Source organism: Streptomyces sp. NPDC006872, from assembly GCF_040635845.1.
Classification (GTDB): Bacteria; Actinomycetota; Actinomycetes; order Streptomycetales; family Streptomycetaceae; genus Streptomyces.
The window spans coordinates 1-20,090 of record NZ_JBEYIL010000044.1 but is presented as its reverse complement, the minus strand read 5'-3'; the positions used below and the strand labels follow the sequence as shown (position 1 = coordinate 20,090).

Below are 20,090 nucleotides of genomic sequence, written 5' to 3'. Positions count from 1 at the left end.
CATACGGACACAGACCCGTGACTGCACCTACAGCTTCATCAACTGCCTCTCCAATCGGTCAGTCCACTCAAATTCGTGCAACTTCGTGTCGCACGGTCGCCCTCCCAATGGCCGGGAACCTTGCGGTCCTCGACCTCGGCGGGGCGGGCGCTGATGGACACCATGCCTCGGATGATGCCCCGTCCTGTGGGCCGGCGGGCGATCTTCGGGCGACGCATCGGCCTGGCTGACCGCAGGCGCTGAGGGAGGCTGCGGTCGATTGCCTCGCGGCGACGAGGGTCGTAGAGCGAGAGGCAGATCGCTTCGTGCGAGATCTGCATGGTGGCGTCACCAGGAAACCGGCGTCGCAGCCATCCTGCAATCTGCTCGGGAGACCAGCACTGAGCCAGCTTTGCCTCCACCAGAGCGCGCAGAGCCGGTCGTTGGTCGAGCCTGGCCTGCTTGGGCCGCCGCCCGCGCGCGTAGGCGGCAGCTTCGGCGGATGCGGCACGGTAGCGGTCCCGGCCTCCGTTGCGGGCGATCTCGCGGGAGACGGTCGAAGGCGATCGGCCCAGCCGCCCGGCCATCTGCCGGCCAGATTCCCCGGCGGCGATGCCGCGGGAAATCTCCTCGCGCTCGTTGCCGCTCAGATGCCGCTCTGAGCGCTGCTGCGGGGTGAGGTGGACGCCGCCGCTCTGGAGCAGGAACCGACGGGCGTTCTGCATCGGCGCCTCGAGCGCCCGCCCGATCAAGCTGAACGATTGCCCCTCGCGCCAGCGACTCCAGATCTCATCCTGCTGAGCCGGCGAAAACCCGTGGTCACGCACCTGTGCCTCCACGATCACACGATCATCCGTGGGTGGTGCGTTGATCACTTGAGGGTGCCATCGTTTGCCGAGAGCGCGAGTCGGCGCACCGGTGGGGAACCAGTCAGCGGCTTGGTGGAGTGGGTAGTCGCCCGGCCAGGCGGGGTTGGGCGGAGACGGAGGGCTGAACCTCAGCTGTCGTGAGTTCGCGGTCTGGTAGCGGCGGTCGCGAGTCCATCGCCGAGTGCGCTTCTCCGGTACAGCACATGCCGTCCGTCACGTGTCCGGGTGACCAGTCCTGTGGAGTGCAGGACACGCAGGTGTTGGGAGACAGCGCTTGGGGTGACCCTGAGACGGCGGGCGAGCTCTACGGTGGGCAGCGGCTCTTCCAGGAGGCTGAGCAGTCTCGCTCGGGATGAACCGAGCAGAGACACCAGGGCGGTTGTGTCGAGGCTCGGCATCTCCGAGCCCCACAGCGTGGCTACTCCCCGGCTGGGATAGACGAGGCTCGGCGGCTCGTCCGGGCTCACGGGGGGCGCGGGCTTGTGTGCGAACACGGACGGCAGGAGCAGCAGCCCCCGGCCAGATGCCGCAACCCGGTGCCTGCTGATCATCTTGTGGATGTACAGCTCTCCGCCTTGCCAGCGCAGGTTCGGGTGCATGTCGGCGAACAGCAGTCGGGCACCCCCCAGGGCGAGCTGGCGGGCGCGGTGGGTCATGTCAGCTTCCAGCACCAGCCGCATCTGCGGCCACACCGGCTCGATGGCCACCTCCCAGTACTGCCGCAGGAGATCGCAGATGGCGTCGCGGAGTCTGGCGACAGGTGCATCTTCGGCGGCGGTGGCGTCGCGGAGCGCTTCGGGAACAGGGTCGGGCGCGTGCGTGAGCAACAGGTCGTGGCGGACCCGAGCACAGGACGCCTGACGGGCGACGAAGAGTTCTTCTTCGAAGGCTGGCGCGAACCTCGCGGGATTCGGGGTCAGGAAGTCGGGGAGGGTACGCCGCTGGGCGACCAAGGACATCAGTAGACCGGTGTCGAGCGTGCCGAGCCTGCCGAGTACGGACCTGCGCCAGGGCAGATGCAGCGCCGACAGGCCCGGATCCTGCAGCACCCGCAGGCTGAACAGGGTTTCGTGCAGGGGTGAGAGGGCGAAGCGGGTGTCCGCGAGGTCCTCGACGCCGAGCACAAAGCTGATCATTAAGCCATACGCTACATCGATTGGCGACGCAACGCCGATGCCGTGGACTTCCTCCCATGACACCCACAACTCATGTGCACCGGACGGCGGTTGTCGCCGGTGCTGCCCGAGGTATCGGCGCCGCTGTTGCCAGGCGCCTGGCGGGCGACGGCTTGGCGGACGGCGTAATCGATCTGAACGAGACGGACTGCGCCGATACCGTGGAGGCCATCACAAGTGTCGGCGGCGCAGCGCTGGCCGTCGCCACTGATGTCGCCGACGAGGCCGCGGTCACTGCGGCCGTCGCCCGGATCACCACCGCGTTCGGACCGCCGACGGTGCTGGTCAACAACGCCGGCATCGGACCCCGTGCAGACCTTGTGGACATGACCACGCAGCAGTGGGACACGGTCTTGGGAATCAACCCCAGCGGCCCTTTCTTCGCCGCCCGGGCCGTCTGCCCGCACATGGTGACGGCCGGATGGGGACGCATCGTCAACATGTCGAGCATCTCCGCCGTCGGTGATGCTGGCCGCGTCGACTACGCCAGCGCGAAGGCGGGTTTGATCGGATTCACCAAATCGCTCGCTCTCCAGCTCGGCCCGCATGGCGTGACCGCGAACGCCATCGCACCGGGATTCGTCGTGAGCGACATGACCAGGGCCTCGGCCCGGCGCCTCGGCCTGGGCTTCGAGGAGTTCCGGCACAGGGCGGAGCAGTCCATCCCGGTCGGCCGGGTGGGCCTGCCTGACGACATCGCACATACCGCCTCCTTCCTCGTAAGTCCCGGGGCGGGGTTCGTCTCCGGCCAGGTCATCTACGTCGCGGGCGGGCCGGTGGACTGAAGGATGAGCCGCCGGATGGTCCTGATCCTGGCTGTCACATGCGCCGTGGCAGTGGGCAACATCTACTTTCCGCAGGCCATCGGTCCACTGGTCGCCGCCGGGCTGCATGTGTCGCCCGATTCGGCCACTGCGGTGGTGACCGCCACACAGACCGGCTACACGGCGGGGATGGTCTTGCTGGTGCCGCTCGGCGACCGGCTCCCGCACCGCTCGTTCCTCGTCGTCCTCCTCGCCCTGACTGGCCTGGCACTGCTCGCAGCGGGTTGCGCACCGGCTCTGCCGGCCCTCATTGCCGCCAGCACCCTTGTCGGCCTGACCACCCTGGGCGCGCAGATCGTCGGCCCCCTGGCGGCTGGTCTCGTGGCCGCCGACCGCCAAGGAGCGGTGATCGGCGCCCTGCTGAGCGGATCGACCGGCGGCATGCTGCTGGCCCGGACCTTCAGCGGCACGCTCGGTGAGTGGCTGGGCTGGCGGGCCCCCTACCTGGTCGCCGCGGTCCTGTCCCTGATCCTCGCCACCGTCTTGGCGTTCGTGGTGCCGACCACAACCCCGTCCTCCCCCCAGCCGTACACAGCGCTCCTGGCCGAGCCGCTGCGCCTGCTGCGCACCGAACCAGACCTGCGCCGTTCGTGCTTCTACCAGGCAACCGTCTTCGCCGGGTTCTCCGCGGTCTGGACCTGCCTGGCGCTCCTGCTCGCCGGACCGGCCTACGGGCTGGGTGCCCAGGCGGTAGGAATGATCGCCCTGGTCGGCGCGGCGACCATGGTCTGCACCCCGCTAGCCGGCCGTCTGGTGGACCGCTACGGCCCCGATCCGGTGAACCTGGTCTGCATGCTTGGCGTCCTCGTTTCGGCCGCGATCCTCACCATTGGTACCCGGGGCGGCACGCTGGGTCTGACCTCCCTGACACTCGGCACGCTGCTCCTCGACACCGCGATGCAGTCCGGCATGGTCGCCAATCAAGTCCGCGTCTACGCCCTGCGCGTCGACGCCCGCAGCAGGCTCAACACCGCCTACATGACCTGCGCCTACCTGGGCGGCAGCGCAGGTTCCTGGCTCGGGATACGCGTCTGGAGCCAGGCTGGCTGGTGGGGCGTGTGCGTGCTCGTCGCGCTGCTTGCCGCACTCGCCCTGGCCCGCCACCTACTGGCGCTGTACAAGTTCGAGGAAAGCCCGGCCAGGAACCGTGCGGCGAATGCGGATGGCCGCGGCCACCACCCTGGCGCTGGTGGAAGTGATCAGGCATCGTGCGGCGCCTCCGTTACAACAGCATCCTGAAGGTCGAGTACGCCCACCGGCACACCTTCGCCACCCGCACCGAAGCGCGGATCGGGATCGCGACCTGGATCACCGACTTCTACAACACCCGTCGACTACACAGCGTGTGCAGCTTCAAGAGTCCGATCGACTACGAACGCGAGTACTGGGTCAGCCTCACGACGGGGCTGGCTGCATAGGAAGGTCTCCACGATCCGAGGGGATTGACAAGCCAGTCAGTGGGGACCAGTGCCTTGCGTTGTCCGCCATCAGGCCGCCAGTTCTCCACGATGGCCAGCCCTGGCCTGCCAATTCATACGCTTCAGTGAGGGGTGTGCATCGTGAAGGTGCTGGTCACGGGTCTGGCGTGAGTTGTCTTCGGCGTACTCGTGCTGGTCGTGGGCGGCAGTCTGAGGTGTAGATCGTCTGGCAGGTGCGATTTCTCGCCCGCCGTCTCGGGTTGCGCTCGTACGCTCCGGCGCATGGTGGACCCCGAGGTGCATGAGCGGATCACCGCGCGCCGCGCGGCCGGAACGGGGGGCACGGAAGCTGCTGGGCTATTGCGGGAGCAGAAGCTCTTGGTCGGGCCGCTGCGGGAGCAGCGACCGGCCCGGTTAATCGGTTGCGGACCTTCGGGATGGAGTGTCTGATCCCGGCTATGACGATTGTGCTGGGTACGCCGGCTGTCGACGGGGTACGCGAGGCCATGGCCGCGCTGCGGGAGTGGCAGTACGACGAAGCGCCGATGCAGTTGCATTCCGGGGACATCGGCTGGAACTACCGGTTCGGAACGGCCGAGACGGCCGCGGTGGTCCGGACCTGGAGTCGGGACGGGCGGATTCTCGCGATCGGGATGCTCGACTCGCCGACGCTGGTGCGGATGACGGTCGCTCCGGACGCTTTCCAGGATGAGGACTTGGCGCGGCGGCTTGTCGAGGACTTCTCGCTGCCCGAGCGCGGCGTGCTGCCGGAAGGAGCGGTGTCCATCGAGGCGCCGCTGGGCCTGCTGCTCCACGACCTGCTGAGCAAGGAGGGCTGGGGCGTCGGCGAGCCGTGGACGCCGCTCTTCCGCGACCTCACCGAGCCGGTGGAGGACCCCGGCGTGCGGATCAAGTCGATCGGCCCGGAGCAGGCGCAGGACTTCGCCGACGTCCTGCGGTCGGCGTTCAACACCTCGCGGCCTACGCGCGAGTACTGGCACGCGATGTCGGCGGGACCGTTCTACGCCGACGCCCGCTGCCTGGGCGCCTATGACGACCAGGGCAGCGTGGCGGCGGTGGTGACGGTGTGGTCGGCCGGCCCGGGGAAGCCGGGGCTAGTCGAGCCGATGGGCGTCCACGAGGACCACCGTGGTCGCGGCTACGGCCGGGCGATCACCGTGGCCGGGGCGGCCGCGCTGCGGGAGATGGGCTCGTCGAGCGTACGTGTATGCACGCCGAGTTCCAACGTCGGCGGCGTCGCCACGTACAAGGCGGCCAGGTTCGAGGTGCGGCCGGAGGTGCGGGACCGGATCCGGACGGCCTGACGCCGGGGCTGCTCGGTAAGGCGGCAGTCTGGGGCGTAGATCGTCTGGCAGGTGCGGGTTTCCGCTTTCTCATCCGCCGTCGCGGGTTGCGCTCGTACGCTCCGGCGCATGGTGGACCCCGAGGTGCATGAGCGGTTCACCGCGCGCCGCGCGGAGCTGGATGAACTCGAAGAGCAGCTGGTCAAGCAGCTGTCCGAGGTGCGGGCCGAGCGGGACGAGCTGGCCGTGGCGGTGCGGGTGTGGCAGCGGATGAGCGAGCAGCTCGCTGACGAGCGGGCAACGGCCGGGTCGCCGGTGGTGCAGGTGGCGGGTCGGGCGGTGCGGCTGGTCCCGGACCGGGCGTCAGGGGTGGCCGAGTCCGCGCTGCCGGCGGACTACCAGCGCATCCTGGCCGCCGTGCGGCAGGCCAGCGGGCCGGTCGCCACCCGGGCCGTCGGTGAGGCGTTGGGTCTGGACACCGAGGTCCGGGGCAAGCTGGAGCCGCTGCGCGGGAAGTTGACCAAGCTGGCCGATCGCGGCTGGCTGCACAAGCGTGGTGACGGCAAGTTCACCGTGCGCCCGTAGTCGCCGGACTCGAAGAGCGGGTGGGCGTAACCGCCGGGCCCCCGGCGGCAGTTGAGTTTGGTGTGAGGAAAAACAACGAAACCGTCGAGGGCCCTGACGGCCTTGTCTACACCGCCCGCCTGCCGCTGTCGAGCGCCACCTTGAACTATCTCGCCGATCTGATCCGCGGCCACTGCAAGAAGATCCGCTCTCCGTGGCGGGCGCTGCCCGCCGGGAAGATCGCCGGGATCGTGCTAGCGGTGCTGCGCTGTGACCAGCGGCCCGGCGACCTGGCCGGCGGCAACGGCATCCACCGCACCACCGTGAGCCGGTGGGTGCGCGAGGTCGTCGGCCTGCTGGCCGCCCGCGCCCCGCGCCTGGACCGCGCGCTCAAGAAGATCGCCCGACCGGGCGGCGGCATCGTACTGCTGGACGGCTCGCTGATACGCACCCGACGCCGCACCGGAGATGCGAACCGGAAGAACTACTCCGGTAAGAGCAAATGCCACGGACTACTCGTGATCGCACTCACCGACGATCGTGGCCGGCTGCTCTGGGTCTCCGCGGCCCGGCCCGGATGCACCTCGGAGATCACCGCCTGCCGGCACGACCACCTCACCGCCCATCTGCGCGCGACCGGCCTCGGCGCCATCGCCGACTTGGGCTTCATCGGCCTCGACGACAACGACGACCCGGACGCCGACCCGGCCGTGATCACCGGCTACAAGGCCGCCCGCAACCGGCCCCTGACCCCCGGCCAGAGCCTGTCGAACACCGTGCTGGCCGCAGTCCGCGCCCCGGTCGAGCACAGCTTCGCCCACCTGAAGAACTGGCGCGTCCTCACCAAGCTCCGCACCGACCCGAAGTCGGCGACCGTCCTGGTCAGGGCCCTGCTGGTGCTGACCAACCGCGAAATCGCCCGCTGACCGATGATCTTCGCGGGAGGCATCCGCCCACGATCAGCCCGAGAATCCCGAAGACGACTCACGCCAGACCCGTGACCTGCGACTTCACGATGCACACTGCTCAGTGATGCCGCATCCACCAGATGATCCCTGCGACCAGCCCTGAGCCAACTGCGGTGGAGCTGCCGCGCACCAGACCGAACAGGGCCGTTCGGCTGAGCCGTCGGACTGTGCGACTGCGGCTGGGACTTCGGCCGGCCTTGAAGCCTGGACCGTTGTTCGTCCATGCGTCCATCTCGTTGTTCATCGTGATCCTTTCGTAGGGGCAGACGTTCGCCGTCGTGCCGGATTTCTTCGGAAGGGGGTTGGGTCGGGGTGACCTGGCCGGAACTCAAGTCCGTTGCCCGCTGATGCCCTTACGCTCCTGCGCGGGACAGCAGTGGGATGCGAGGGGGCGCTGCGCGATGGTGGGATTCTCGGCAGTTCGGCGAGCCGTGCGGAGCGGGTTCGAACCGGCCTGGGCCAGCCTGCACCAGAGCGGCGGCCAGCTTCTCGACCTGCGGCCAGGTTCGGAATTTCGGCCTGAAGCCCCAGGTAGGAGGCGGTTGGTGAGGTTCGTCTCCGGAGTACACCGGAGCCGTTGCACCGGAGCAGTCGGATGACGCGGCCCGTCGAGCGGAACAACACGGCGCAAGAGCAGCGACGCCTTCTGGGATGCCAGCTACGCGAACTGCGGAGAATCTCCGGTCTGACGCAGGAGGCGCTTGCCGACCGGATCGGGTCGGCGTCGCAGACACTTTCCGACCTCGAGAACGGCCGGGGCAGACGAGCGCCTGACCGCTCCCTGTTCGACGCCTACACCAAGGCCTGTCTGAACGCGTTGCAAGCCGACCGAAGGACAAAGCAGGAGACCTGGGAAAGCCTGCTCGGCAACTATCTCCTCCTGAAGAATCTGCTGGCCCAACGGTCCCCGGATTCCTCCCCGGCCGATTCGTCGGAGCGTCCCGGCCAGCCCCCTGCCTGCCCGTATCCAGGACTGCACGCTTTCACCGAGGACACTGCTGGATGGTTCTTCGGGCGGGGCGTTCAGGTCGAGGAACTCCTCAGACTGTTGAGGACGCGTCTTGGCGGCGGCCCGCCCCTCTTCCTCACGGGAGCATCAGGGGCGGGCAAGTCCTCACTGCTCAGCGCCGGGCTGGTACCTGCGCTGCGCAAAGGCTGTCTGTCCGAAGGCGGTGAGAGCGCTGCGGCGGTCCTGCGCATCACCCCCGGGCCGCACCCGCTCCAAGCACTCGGGCGCTCACACCTGCGGACGCTGCACGAGGATGGGGCCGGCCCGACCGTTCTGATCGTCGACCAGTTCGAGGAGATCTTCACGCAGTGCACCGACCAGGAGGAACGCCTTGCCTTCGTGGACCAGTTGGTCGACATGGCCCTTGGCTTAGGGGAAACCGCGCAGCCGGTCCCGGTCGTGCTGGCCTTACGCGCAGACTTCTTTCACCGCTGCATCGCCCTGCCGAAACTGGCCGAGGTGATGAGCAGGAACAATGCCGTGCTCGGACCGATGAGCGAACCGGACCTGCGGAAGGCGATCGTCGGCCCAGCGCGTACGGCGGGTCTGGAGTTCGAACCGGGCCTGGTGGAGACGCTGCTGCGTGACTTGGGCGTGCAGGGCGGCGGTCATGATGCGGGGGCGCTGCCGCTGCTGGCCCACGCTCTTGAAGCCACTTGGGCGCAAGGCGACGGCCGCCGGATGACGCTGGCCGGATATCAGGCTTCCGGAGGCATCAGGGACGCGGTGGCCACCACCGCCCAGGGCATGTACGACACTCTCGAACCGGAACAGCAGCAGGCAGCCCGCCGCCTGCTGCTGCGGCTGGTCACTGTGGACGATGGGGGTGAGGCGGTGCGACGCCGGGTCGGCGAGGACGAACTGGCCCACGAGGGTGCAGCAGCCCAGGTCGCCCTGCAACGCCTCGTGGACAAGCGCCTGGTCACCGCGGACGACGGGGTCGTGCAGATCACGCACGAGGCACTCGTGCGGGCTTGGGGCCTGCTGCGCCAATGGCTCGTCGAAGACCGTGACTGGCTGCGGGTGCACCGCGATCTCACGGCGGCCGCGGAGAGCTGGCAGGCACTCGGCCGCGACCCGGGCAGTCTGTACCGAGGACACCGGCTGGTCCGCGCCTCGGACATGGCTCAAGGCCGCAGCCGCGACCTCAACCCCCTGGAGCGCGTGTTCTTGCAGGAGAGCGAGGCGGCCGTCGCGGCCGAGATCGACGCGGCAGCCAGGGAGGCGGAAGCCGCCCGCCGCAGCAACCGGCACCTGAGGCGGCTCACCACAGCACTTGCGCTGCTGGTCTGCGCCTCACTCATTGCCACGCTGGTCGCGGGCTGGCAGTGGCAGACGGCCGAACGCGAACGCAGGACAGCCAATGACAAGAGCCGCGCCGCCCTCGCCAGCAGCCTTGCTGCCCACTCCCGCGCCCTGCTCGGCACCCGGCCGGCGCTGGCCGGTCTCCTCGCCCTCGCGGGGCGGCAGTACAGGGCCGATGACGCCACCAACGCCGCTGCGCAGGACGCCCTGGCCATCCCCACGCATCCGGTGAAGCCCCTGATCGGCCACTCGGGCAAGGTCACCACGGTGGCCGTGAGTCCCGACGGCGCTACGGTGGCGACCGGCGGCACGGACGCGGCCGTCCGGTTGTGGCGGACGGACGGGCACGGCACGCCCGTCGTCCTGCCGGAACACACCGGCGCGGTCACGGCCGTCGCGTTCAGCCCTGGCGGCGACGTTCTGGCCGCAGCCACCGCCAACGGCACCGTCGGGATCTGGAACGTACACACAGCCACGCCCTCACTCCAACTGCGCATCCCCGTCGCCGGTGTCGACGCCCTGGCGTTCAGCCCTGACGGCGCAACCCTGGCCACCGGCTCCGCCGACGGCACCGCCCATCTGTGGCAACGGCGCACGGGCCGTTCCCTCGCCACACTCACCGGACACACCGGCAAGGTGAGCGCGGTGGCGTTCGGACCCGACGGACAGACCCTGGCGACCGGCAGCTGGGACGACACGGCGCGGCTGTGGGACCTGCACGGCACGCGCAAGCCCACTGTCCTGCGCGGCCATCGGGGCGAGGTCTACGCGGTAGCGTTCAGTCCTGACGGCAAGAAGCTGGCAACGGGCTCCGCCGACGGTACCGCCCGCCTCTGGGACACCAAGACGCTGCGTGGTTCGGCCACGCTGCGCGGGCACACCCGTGTGGTGAGCGCGGTGGCGTTCGGACCCGACGGACGTTCCCTGCTGACCGGCAGTTGGGATGACACCGCCCGCCTGTGGGACCTTCGAAGCCACCAGGAGCCCGGTGTCCTGGACGGCCATACGGGCGACGTCAATGCGGTGGCCTACGCGCGGGACGGCAAGACCGTCGTGACCGCCTCCTCGGACGGCACTGCACGCGTGTGGGGCACTACGGTCCGGAGTGCGGGAGCCGCGCTGACCGGGCACAGCGGCTACCTCGACACCGTGGCCTTCGCCTCCGACGGGCGCACGCTGGCGACCGGGAGCAGGGACGGCACGGCCCGGCTGTGGGACGCACGCACCGGCCGTACGACCGCCGTCCTCGCCGAGGGAACCGATCCGGTGCTCGCGGTCGCCTTCCAGCCCCATGCCCCGCACCTTGCGACCGGCGACCAACAAGGCAACGTCCGCCTATGGGACATCCACACACATCAGGTGCTCGTCACTCTGCGCGGGCATACCGGCGCGGTGGACGCGGTGGCGTTCAGTTCGGACGGGACGAGGCTGGCGACCGCATCGACCGACGGCACCGCCCGCCTGTGGGACACCCGCACCCACCACTGCCTCGCCACCTTGCGCGGACACAGCGGCTGGGTGGACGCGGTGGCGTTCAGTTCGGACGGGACGAGGCTGGCGACCGCATCGACCGACGGCACCGCCCGTCTCTGGGACACCCGCACCCACCGGACGACCGCACGGTTCGGCCACGACGGACGCGTTCTCAACTCTCTGGCCCTCAGCCCCGACGGCAAGACGCTCGCCGTCGCACCGAGCGACGGCACCGCCATCCTGTGGGACGTCACAACCGGTGTCGTCGTCCGCACGATCACCGGCCACACCGACGAGGTGACCGCCGTAGCGTTCAGCCCAGACGGCAGGACCCTGGCGACCGCGAGCCGCGACCGCACGGCCCGCCTCTACGACCTCGGCGACTCCTCAGAGCGGGGCAAGAAGCAGGGAGGCCGCCCCCTCGCCACACTCGGCGACGCAGCGGGCTGGGTAACGGCAGTGACCTTCAGCCCGGACGGCGGCACGCTGGCCACGGCCTCCTGGGACCGGACCGCCCGGCTCACACCCGTGCCGCAACGATGGGCACACCAGCTGTGCAGTCGCGCGGGCCGCAACCTGACACTCCAAGAATGGACCCTCTATGTAGGAGATATACCGTATAAGCGGCTATGCCCAGAGTATCCATCGACGCAGACGGACTCGTCCTGATCGCCAACCAATAGGCAGCCGTGCCGCGCTCACGGATGAACAAGCGTTGTGCGGACGGGCCATTGAGGAGACGAAGCAGCCACACCACCGGCTGCTCATCCAGCGGCGACGGAGGCAGCCAAGCCCAGCTCCGCCAACGCCGGCCTCGCCGCCGAACGGGCTCCCAAGCTCAATGCCACCACCGCCGAACCCGCCCTCGGCACCAAGGTCAGCGACCAAGCCTGCGCCGATACTCCTCGCCACCTGGACCGGCGCCTGCTCCTCCTGCCACCGCGACATACCCACACCCCGCACCTGACCAAGCCCTACCAAGTCTCGGATTCGACTCGTGACAGCGCCGCACGCCCCCTTGCCCACCTGTATCGAGGTGTTCATCCCGGACCTGTGCACGGGTCACGGCGTCCGGACGGGGCTTCGTACCGAGGGCCATCCGGCGCGCCCGGCGTTCTATGCGCTCACCTGCCACCTTCGACGGCACCAACTGGACCAGCGACGTCTAGCTGAGCCTTCACCCGTTCGGGTCACAACCCGGCGCTTCCGCCTTCACGCCGTCTCCACAGCTGCGCATCATGCCTCCACCCATAAATGATCCAGGGGGGATCCATGAGCCACGACACGCCGCCACACATGCCCGCTATGCCACCACCGCCGCCCGAGCCGGCGGCGAAGAAGTCGCGGACCAACGCCATCATCATCAGCTCCGCTGCCGCCGTCATCGCCGCGATCGTCGCGACCGGCATCGTGGTCACGCAGTCCGGCGATGACGACAGCGAGCCGACCACGGCAGCCGGGCCCAGCCTCTACGGCATGGAGGGCACCGCCGCCGCTGTGGCGGAATCGTCGCCGGAGACGGAGATGGAGCCGACATATTCCGACCTCGACGCCGACGACTTCACAATGGAGTTGCGCACCACCTCACGGCAATGCTTCGGCTCGGCGGGCTGCAACGTGACGGTCGAACCGGAGTTGACCTACGTGGGGGTCTTCAACGGGATCGATCCGGACGTGGTGTACGAGATCACTTACGAGATCCAGGGCGACGAGTCCGGACCGGTCATCCAGACGGCCGAGCTGTCGAACGAGACGAGACTGAATTACAGGCCGTCCATGATCAGTACAGCGTCGTCGGGCACGAAGGTATCCGTGGAGATCACCGACGTGGCGACCCAAGGGGGCTGATGCAGACGTTAAAGCCCCGCACCGAGTTGGTCTGGGCGGGGCTCCGTCACGCGGTGGGTCTCTCGTTTGACAGGGCGCGCCACGATGCGCCAAGCCAGCAGCCTGCGCCGCGTGGACTGAAAGTGGACCATCATCGCCGTACTGCTCGTCATATCCCTCGTAGTCGGCGCGCGCCTGCACCAACTGAGCGAGACTCACCGGAAAAAGGCGTCGCTGGCTCGTGAAGAGAAGGTCCGACAGCTCGACCGTCAGAGCGCGGTGATTGACCGAGTCGATCGCGCAGCCCGACCAGTACGGGCCTTCTGCACCGAGCCGGTCCAGCACCACGCGGTGCAGTTTGGCCCACACCCGCGTCCGTGGCCAGTTCATGTACGCCGATTCGCCGTTTGCCAGGAGGCGCCGAAATCCGGCGACAGGTGCCGCCAAGTACAGCGTGAGGCAGCAAGGTGGAACTGAGAACGGTTTACGGGGCGGTGGCGGATAGAGGTCAGCTGGGTGCAGTTGGAGGTCGCTTGTCTCGGCGTGCTCGCGCGATCACGCTCTGCGCTTCAGCGCCGTACACGGCCGACTTCCGCAGGGCGTGCCATACCTTCATGTACGTGGCGATGGACGCGGGGTCGTCAAGCCATGTCTCAGCGTGCCAGTCTTCGGTGATCACGAGCCGGTCGTCCAGAACCCAAAATCCGTTGGCTGTCTGGATTTTAAGGGGTGCGCTGAGTGGGATGATCCCCAGTTTTACGGTGTCCAGGCCGACCATGCCCATGAGCCGGTCGAGCTGGCTCGCGAGGATGGACGGCGGGCAGATCAGGGCGTGGAGTGCGGCCTCCCAGATGAGGGCATGGAGCGTGTGGTCGCCTTCGTACAGTCATGCCTGGCGCTTCATTCGGGCGCGTACGGCGTCGTCGGTGTCGCGCACCGTGTCGTGAAGGTTGGCGTACTGGAGAAACATGTGGCGGGCGCAGTCGGCGGTTTGGAGCATGCCGGGAACGACTGCTTCCTCCCAGACGTAGATGGTCTGGGACCGGCCGACCTCGAGGTTCCAGCTGTCTTGCACAGGCTGGTGTCCGGCCGTGAGTTGGCGTCGCCAGGAGCGGATGTGGGACTCGAACCCCTTGAGGCGGGCGTCGAGTTCGTCGAAGACCGCGGGCCAGCCGACGCCATCGGCCCACGCTCGCAGGTCCTGTGTTGTCGCCGTTTGCTGTCCGTTCTCGAGCTTGTAGATCTTGGAGTGTGGCCAGCCAAGGCGTTGGGCGAGCTGGGTGCCGGTAAGCCGGCCTCCTGGGACTGAGAGTCGCAGTTCCCGGAGCCGGAGTCCGAGGGTCTCCCTGGCCTGTTGGAAGTCAGTGTCACCGCCGTGGACTTCTCTCCCGTCCAGGTGAACAGAGCGCAGAGCTTCTGGGCCGACCTCCCCGGGCTGGAATTCGTCCACGCCGAAGCCTGCGCATTCCTCCGTGACGACCTGCGCCAGTGGGACGCCGTCTACTCGACGTGGGGCGCTGTGTGGTTCACCGATCCAGAGGAACTCTTCCCTCTGGGCGCCAAGCGGCTACAGCCCGGTGGTGTCTTCGCGTTCTCCCACCGTGAGCCGATCACCGGCCAGCACGGCGCGCAGAAGATGAGCGGGAAGTGGCTGGAGGGACGCGAGGCAGAGCTGACGGTGTACCGGTGGCAGTACACCGCGCAACAGTGGGCTGACATCCTGAAGCGCCACGGCTTCGTCGACATCGACGCACGGATCTTGCCCAATCCCGACCCCGCCGTACTGGGCACACTGCTGGTAGGGGCCTGGTCCGCCTGACACTCCCCCGAACCGAACCGTCGCGTCGACGGCCCCTCATCTCAGGACCGGGGAAGGAGCAGGAGTACCGCCACAGGGGCGGGCATGCTGCCCGGGTGTCATGAGAGTCGTACTCTCACACGGTGATTGAGACCATCGTGTTCGACGTCGGCAAGACGATCGCTAAGGATGATCGCTACTGGAGGTCCTGGGCCGACTGGCTGGACATGCCTCCCCATACCCTGTCCGCTCTCGTAGGCGCTGTTGTCGCGTTGGGGCGGGGTAACGCAGAGGCCCTGCGCTTGGCTCGCCGCTTGGCTCGCCCAGGCATCGATGTGGCCGCGGAGTACCGAGCACGCGAGGCGGCGGGCCGCGGCGAGCGCCTGGACGAATCAGGCTAAGACCACTGGCCTTAAGACGGCGCATCTACGTCGCGGGCCCTGGGGGCAATGCCACGAAGCTTAAGTTGATCTTGACGTGGCAGGCAGGACTACCTCGAGGCAGGCGAAGTTCAGGTCGGGCGGCTTCGCGTGGCGGGTGCCTGCGTCCGAAGTCCTCTTCACCCGGTAGGAATTGTGGCGGGCGCGTTTGACGACGCGTGGGTAGGAGCGGTGGCGGCGTGCGGGGTTGCAGTTTCGGCGAGCATGGCGAGGACATCGGTCTTGACCGCTTCCCAGGTTCAGGGGGGAAAGGCCGCTGTCCCGGTGGCGGTGCGGCGGACGATGTTCAGTGTTCTGAGGAAGCTGATCCGGTCCGGGTCGATGTCGGCGCCGGTCGCAGCCCGGCAGATCAGCGAGTTGATCGAGTAGTGGACCAGCAGGTAGGCCCAGATCTCCTGGTGGACCAGGTCCGGGCTCTTGGACCGCAAGACCTTTCCCGGGCCGCGTAGGACTGTCTTGAGCTGGCCGTTTGCGGCCTCCTCCTCCCATCTTTGGTGGTAGGCGGAGGCTAGTTCGGCGGCGGTCGCGGACTCCGGCTCGGTGACCGTGGTGATCAGGCAGACCAGTTCCCCGCCGTCGCGGTCGGGGACGTCGTATTCGATGACCCGCACGACGTGAGCTGCGGCTGGGTCCGGCTTCGCGCCGTTCCTCGCTTCCTGCAGCAGTTCCTCCCGCTTGTGGCCACGTAGGCGGGGATCGACCAGGGCCGACAGATACGTACCGTCGGACAGGACCCTCAGGACCGGCAGGGACAGTTGCGTCGGTGCCCGCCAGCACAGCGCTGCCCCGGTCTGAACGGCGGCGCTGAACGCGGCAAAGCTGTAGAAGCCGCGATCGGCCAGCAGCAGCCAGTCGTTTGAGATCGAGGGCAGCAGCGTTGCCGCCATCGCCTTCTCGCTCCGATTCCACGGCCCGACCTCGGCATCGATGAAGGCGTGCGATCCGCACTCGACCACCGCCACCACCCGGGCCTTGGGGAAGGCAGAGCGGGACTGGTCGTTGCCGGCGTAACCGAACTCGGCCGCGTTCTCAGCCGAGTCGGGCAGGTCGAGATCGAACCCGTCGATGGCCATCAGCCGCCATCCGCGCAGCCACGCGCCCCGGGTCTCGCTGGTGGCAACGGGCTCGGCCACCCGGTAGAACGTCTCCCGCAGCACGTCGCGACCCAACCGCTTGCGTGCCTGAGTGATCCCCGACGAGGTCGGCGGCTCCCACGCGGCATCCCACACGCCGAACTGCGACAGCGACCCGGTGACCTTCTGCGCGACCTCCTCGGCCGCGTCGTCGGAGAAGAGGCAGAGCGCCATCGCCAGATAGGCGGTCACGTGCGGAGGGAGCTTCCCGCCCCGGCGTTGCTCGGCCACCCCGCAAACCGCCGCGGCCTCATCCACCTTGAACCGCGGCACCGCCGCGACCAAGACTCCCAGCGATACCTGGTCCGGCCGCACGACGATCCCACCCGAACCCACGGAGCCCTGAGCCATGCGGCAACCCTAAGGGCTTGCAGGGAATCAAGGTGTTGCTTCCCTGCAAGCCCTTACGGGCCGATGACGCCCAGCCCGCCGAACATGAGGCACGCTGTACCGAAGAAGAAGCCGCCCATGGCAATTAGGGCTGTGCCGAACCGGGCGTATCAGGAGTTCTCTTCCCTGCCAAGGGTGGACCGTAGCTGCTGGTGTGCTTCTCCAGGGCCGCCGCCCTCCTGCCCTTCCAGCAGGGCTGCTGCGATGGCGTCCAGCTTGCGCTGGACGGCGCGTTCGGCCCGCAGCTCGGAGTTCTTCAGCAGCGCCACCAGGAGCAGGGTCACCGCCGACATCGCCTCGCCCACGAACAGAAGCCACGTGATCGGCAAGTCGATCACGTGCAACGTGACAGCCACGGCGACCAGGATCAGGCAGATCACGAAGAACGCTGCTGAACTGGTGAACCGTGAGGCATTCTCGGCCAGCCTCTCAAACGGCTTGCTCCGCGAGCCTCCGCGGTCGGACGGATGCTTGAGAATCATACCCATTCTCTACAGCGGACGGTGGCCTGCCCGAGGGCTGCCACGCCCGGCCAGGACGGACCGTCCCGCGGATTCGGCGAGATTCCGTCCTGGTATGCGGCGAAGGGTTTCTGGTCGACGCGGTGGGCACCGTAGACGGACTTCCCTGAGCGGGAGACGGTCCAGGCCTGCCGAGTCCCGTGCGCGTGCGAGCGTTTCCGGGCTGAGTCGACCCAGGGTCTGCTCTGGTTCCCGTGAGGCTCCTGCCACAGCCGCATTCGTGCGACCGGAGCAGTACGCCGGCCCGTCAGCCACACGTTAGCCCGCGAGAGGCGGAAGGGTTCGCTGGTGACTCTCCGTCGTTCCCCGAGGCCCCCCGTGTTCCTCCCGTCCTGCGGGCATGTGGAGGGCATGCGAGCGCACAGTGATCAACACTCCGGAAGGAGCCGCTATGGCGATCATAGTAGTTCTGGACATGATCGGAGCCACTCAGGCCCAGTACGAGCAGACCGCCCGCAGTGACCGGTGGACGCGGTCTGGTCAAGGGTCGCTCGGACTGGCCGGTGCCCGGCATCATCTCGCACGTTGCCGGGCCCAGTCCTACGGGATGGTTTGTGGTGGACGTCTGGGAATCCCAGGAGACCTGGGAGCGGTTCGCCGAGACCCTTGTGCCGTTTGCGCAGGAGGTCGGGATGCCGGAGTTCACGCCCGAGGTGTACCCCGCCTTCAATGTCGTGACCGAGTAGCGAGCCGACTCCTCGGCCGCTGGTAACGCGGTCGCTATGTGCGCCGCCGTCTCCAGCGCAAGCGCCGCGAAGCCATCCGCGCCTCGCGGGCCGCCCGCCCTGCTTCCGAACATCTCGCGCTGCCCGGCCAGCTGGAGCTCCTCCACCTGCCGCGCGACTGGACCCACCTGGACGAACGACACCTCCCGGCCCTGACCCCGGCCGCCCGGATCCTGCTGAACGGGTTCGTCGCCCACATCAAGAGCCGCGGCTGGGACGCCGGCCGCATGAACGGGAGCATCCGCACCCTGCGCGTCCTGCTCGCCCACCTCGGAGCCGACGCCCCGCTGCCGGAGCAGGACGTGCGGCTGATCGCCCTCCGCAAGCACTTCCACGGCGCCCCCGTCATCAACTACCTGCGCCTGACCGGACGCCTCGCCCCCGACCGGCACTCGGACGCGGCTCCGGCCCGGGCCCGGCACCTCGCCGACACCGCCCCCCGCCCCGTTCTGCGGCCCGCTCAACCGGTGGATCGACGTCCTGTGCGGCACAGCCCCACGCCCCAGCCGGCCGCTCGCCCCGACGACCATCTACACCTACCTGCGCCTGGCCGCGCCCCCGCTGCGCACCTGGTACGAGGACGGCGTCACCGATCTGCGGGCCGTCACCCGCACCCACATCGAGCAGGCCCTCGAACCGGTACAGGGAGAAGCCGCCAAGTCCCTGGCCACCGCCCTGCGCTCGCTGTTCCGCGCCCTCAAACGGGAGAAACTCATCTTCCGCGACCCGGCCCGCACCGTCTCCCTGACCACCGCCGTCGTGCTGCCCAGGCCGCTGGCCGACGACCTGCTGCACGGCACTCTCGACCGCCTCCCCCACACCCGCGACCGGCTCAGCTACGTCCTCGCCGCCGTGCACGCCCTGAGCACCCACGACCAGCGCCACCTGCTGCTGGACGACCTCGACCACAGCCACGCCACCCTCCTCGTGCGCCGCACCGGCAAGCCAATCCACACCGTCTACCTGGACGAACTCACCCACCGCCTGGCACGACAGTGGCTCGCCGAACGCCACCGACTCTGGCCCACCACCAGCCCCTACCTGCTGGTCACCGCCCGCACCGCCACCGACGACACCCAGCCCCCGGTGTCGATCCAGGCGATCAACAAGCCCCTACGCGCCCACGGCCACCAGGCCGGCCGCCTGCGCGTGGACCGCATCCTCAACGAGGCCCAGCACACCGACGACCCCCTCCACCTCATACGCCTCTTCGGCCTCTCCCCCCGCACCGCCATGAAATACATCCACGCCGCGCACCCGCACCGCAGCCAGAGCGACCCGATCACGTCCTGAGCAGCACGGTGAGAGCGATCACTGTCCGGCTGTTGCGAGGGTGCTGACGCGGTCGGGCCGCTGCGGCTGCCGCAGGCCGACCGAGCCCCGTCCGGCTGTCGGATCCTCGATCGCGAGCAGGGGCGCCAACCTCGCTTGGCAAGCTCGGGACGGCAGCGTGGGCAGCGCGACGCTGCCCACCGCGACGACCAGGAAGGACGGCCGCCATGCCGCTCGTGAGCGTAACCGCCTTGATATCCGTGTGGCTTCCGTTGGTCATCGGCATCCTCGCCGCGTTCAGCGGCGGCTGGCAGGCCCTGGAACGCAGAGTCGGCCGTGCTCACTGCTGGGGTCCGGTGTCAGCCGGCCCCGGCTCGCCCACGTGTCACCCGCTGGCCCAGGGCTTCACCCCACTTCCGCCAGCACGCCGTCCGTGTCCATGAACCAACTTCCGCTCTCGACGCCGTACACCTTCTTGTCTCTCGACCTCACCGACGCCACAAAGCCGTTCGGCCGTGGCTACGGACAGTTCCCGCCGTCCGCAGCGACGCCCTAAAGGTTTATCTCATGCACCGCCGAAGTTGGCGTGTCGTCGGGGTCGCCTCGGACTGCCAGCACGACCAGTCTCGGAGCCCATGTCGTTGAATTGTTGAACGGTCACACGGTAAGGATGTTGCATCAGTCTGAGGACCTGCTCTTCGAGGAATCCTGAATGCTGCCGAAGGGGCGCGTGTCCGGGCGGGCTCGCACACCCGCCGGGACCGGTTGCTCTGAAGTGGGATCCCCGGCCTTGCTATTGCTGGCCTTCGGGCTCGGCTACCCCACGAGGGAGCCGAGCCCGAAGGCGGCGGTGCCGGGTAGCCCGCCACGACCAACACGTTCGCCGTGCACATCGCCTGCTTCAGCACGGACCTCGCCGCGCTGCTCCGTGAGGAGCCGCCAGGCGACATCACCCCACCGTGGCCTCGTCCGCGAGAAACGTTCTCGTGGACAAAGCCACGTAAGAGGCCATCTCATTTGGCGAGTCTGCGGTAGCAGATGAGGGTGCAGGCGATGCTGGTGAAGGCCAGGAAGTGAGCGGCCTTGCGTTCGTAGC

The 20,090-nt window shown here is 68.4% G+C and carries 15 protein-coding genes and 3 pseudogenes; 12 read left to right on the top strand and 6 right to left on the bottom strand.

Features of this window, described 5'->3' with window-relative positions:
- Window positions 1-38 precede the first annotated feature (38 nt).
- Both ABZ725_RS52100 and ABZ725_RS52095 read right to left on the bottom strand, forming a co-directional pair.
- Complete coding sequence (locus ABZ725_RS52100) at window positions 39-818, bottom strand: IS30 family transposase (protein WP_358809400.1); 780 nt, start codon at window positions 816-818, stop codon at window positions 39-41.
- Window positions 819-976: 158 nt separating this feature from the next.
- Entirely contained in the window at window positions 977-1,984 is a 1,008-nt protein-coding gene (locus ABZ725_RS52095; RefSeq protein ID WP_358809401.1) for an ArsR family transcriptional regulator, read from the bottom strand.
- Window positions 1,985-2,040: 56 nt separating this feature from the next.
- On the opposite strand from ABZ725_RS52095, the gene ABZ725_RS52090 reads away from it, so the two are divergent.
- The 8 genes from ABZ725_RS52090 (at window position 2,041) to ABZ725_RS52055 (ending at window position 12,736) form a co-directional block, all read left to right on the top strand.
- On the top strand, window positions 2,041-2,808 hold the full coding sequence (locus tag ABZ725_RS52090; RefSeq protein WP_358809399.1) for an SDR family NAD(P)-dependent oxidoreductase: 768 nt from the start codon (window positions 2,041-2,043) through the stop codon (window positions 2,806-2,808).
- A 15-nt stretch (window positions 2,809-2,823) separates the two neighbouring features.
- Window positions 2,824-4,086 (top strand): MFS transporter, encoded by a 1,263-nt coding sequence (locus tag ABZ725_RS52085; protein WP_358809398.1) that lies wholly within the window; start codon window positions 2,824-2,826, stop codon window positions 4,084-4,086.
- Entirely contained in the window at window positions 4,056-4,265 is a 210-nt protein-coding gene (locus tag ABZ725_RS52080) for an IS3 family transposase (RefSeq protein ID WP_358809397.1), read from the top strand. Before ABZ725_RS52085 ends, ABZ725_RS52080 begins: the two co-directional genes overlap by 31 nt.
- Window positions 4,266-4,723: 458 nt before the next feature.
- A complete protein-coding gene (locus ABZ725_RS52075) occupies window positions 4,724-5,590 on the top strand; it encodes a GNAT family N-acetyltransferase (protein WP_358809396.1) in 867 nt (288 codons plus the stop codon).
- Between the two features lie 108 nt (window positions 5,591-5,698).
- Window positions 5,699-6,154, top strand: coding sequence for a hypothetical protein (locus ABZ725_RS52070; protein ID WP_358809395.1), 456 nt, complete (start codon window positions 5,699-5,701; stop codon window positions 6,152-6,154).
- A gap of 62 nt (window positions 6,155-6,216) precedes the next feature.
- Window positions 6,217-7,059, top strand: coding sequence for a transposase family protein (locus ABZ725_RS52065; RefSeq protein WP_358809394.1), 843 nt, complete (start codon window positions 6,217-6,219; stop codon window positions 7,057-7,059).
- A gap of 637 nt (window positions 7,060-7,696) precedes the next feature.
- Window positions 7,697-11,557: a helix-turn-helix domain-containing protein gene (locus ABZ725_RS52060; RefSeq protein WP_358809393.1), complete on the top strand. Its 3,861-nt coding sequence runs from the start codon at window positions 7,697-7,699 to the stop codon at window positions 11,555-11,557.
- Between the two features lie 603 nt (window positions 11,558-12,160).
- Window positions 12,161-12,736, top strand: a complete 576-nt coding sequence (locus ABZ725_RS52055) for a hypothetical protein (protein ID WP_358809392.1) — start codon at window positions 12,161-12,163, stop codon at window positions 12,734-12,736.
- Between the two features lie 487 nt (window positions 12,737-13,223).
- On the opposite strand, the pseudogene ABZ725_RS52050 reads toward ABZ725_RS52055, so the two are convergent.
- A pseudogene (locus ABZ725_RS52050) lies at window positions 13,224-14,111 on the bottom strand (helix-turn-helix transcriptional regulator).
- On the opposite strand from ABZ725_RS52050, the gene ABZ725_RS52045 reads away from it, so the two are divergent.
- Window positions 14,091-14,534: a class I SAM-dependent methyltransferase gene (locus ABZ725_RS52045; protein ID WP_358809391.1), complete on the top strand. Its 444-nt coding sequence runs from the start codon at window positions 14,091-14,093 to the stop codon at window positions 14,532-14,534. The pseudogene ABZ725_RS52050 and the gene ABZ725_RS52045 overlap by 21 nt on opposite strands.
- 122 nt (window positions 14,535-14,656) lie before the next feature.
- Window positions 14,657-14,905 (top strand): annotated as a pseudogene (locus ABZ725_RS52040) (HAD family hydrolase); the annotation flags it as partial.
- Between the two features lie 287 nt (window positions 14,906-15,192).
- Here ABZ725_RS52040 and ABZ725_RS52035 read toward each other — a convergent pair.
- The 3 genes and pseudogenes from ABZ725_RS52035 to ABZ725_RS52025 form a co-directional block, all read right to left on the bottom strand.
- Complete coding sequence (locus ABZ725_RS52035; RefSeq protein ID WP_358809390.1) at window positions 15,193-16,437, bottom strand: IS4 family transposase; 1,245 nt, start codon at window positions 16,435-16,437, stop codon at window positions 15,193-15,195.
- A gap of 149 nt (window positions 16,438-16,586) precedes the next feature.
- Complete coding sequence (locus tag ABZ725_RS52030; RefSeq protein WP_358809389.1) at window positions 16,587-16,958, bottom strand: low affinity iron permease family protein; 372 nt, start codon at window positions 16,956-16,958, stop codon at window positions 16,587-16,589.
- Window positions 16,959-17,087: 129 nt separating this feature from the next.
- A pseudogene (locus tag ABZ725_RS52025) lies at window positions 17,088-17,266 on the bottom strand (alkaline shock response membrane anchor protein AmaP); the annotation flags it as partial.
- A gap of 288 nt (window positions 17,267-17,554) precedes the next feature.
- Here ABZ725_RS52025 and ABZ725_RS52020 point away from each other — a divergent pair.
- Window positions 17,555-17,683 (top strand): hypothetical protein, encoded by a 129-nt coding sequence (locus ABZ725_RS52020; RefSeq protein WP_358809388.1) that lies wholly within the window; start codon window positions 17,555-17,557, stop codon window positions 17,681-17,683.
- A gap of 798 nt (window positions 17,684-18,481) precedes the next feature.
- Window positions 18,482-19,015 (top strand): hypothetical protein, encoded by a 534-nt coding sequence (locus ABZ725_RS52015; RefSeq protein WP_358809387.1) that lies wholly within the window; start codon window positions 18,482-18,484, stop codon window positions 19,013-19,015.
- Window positions 19,016-20,090 lie beyond the last annotated feature (1,075 nt).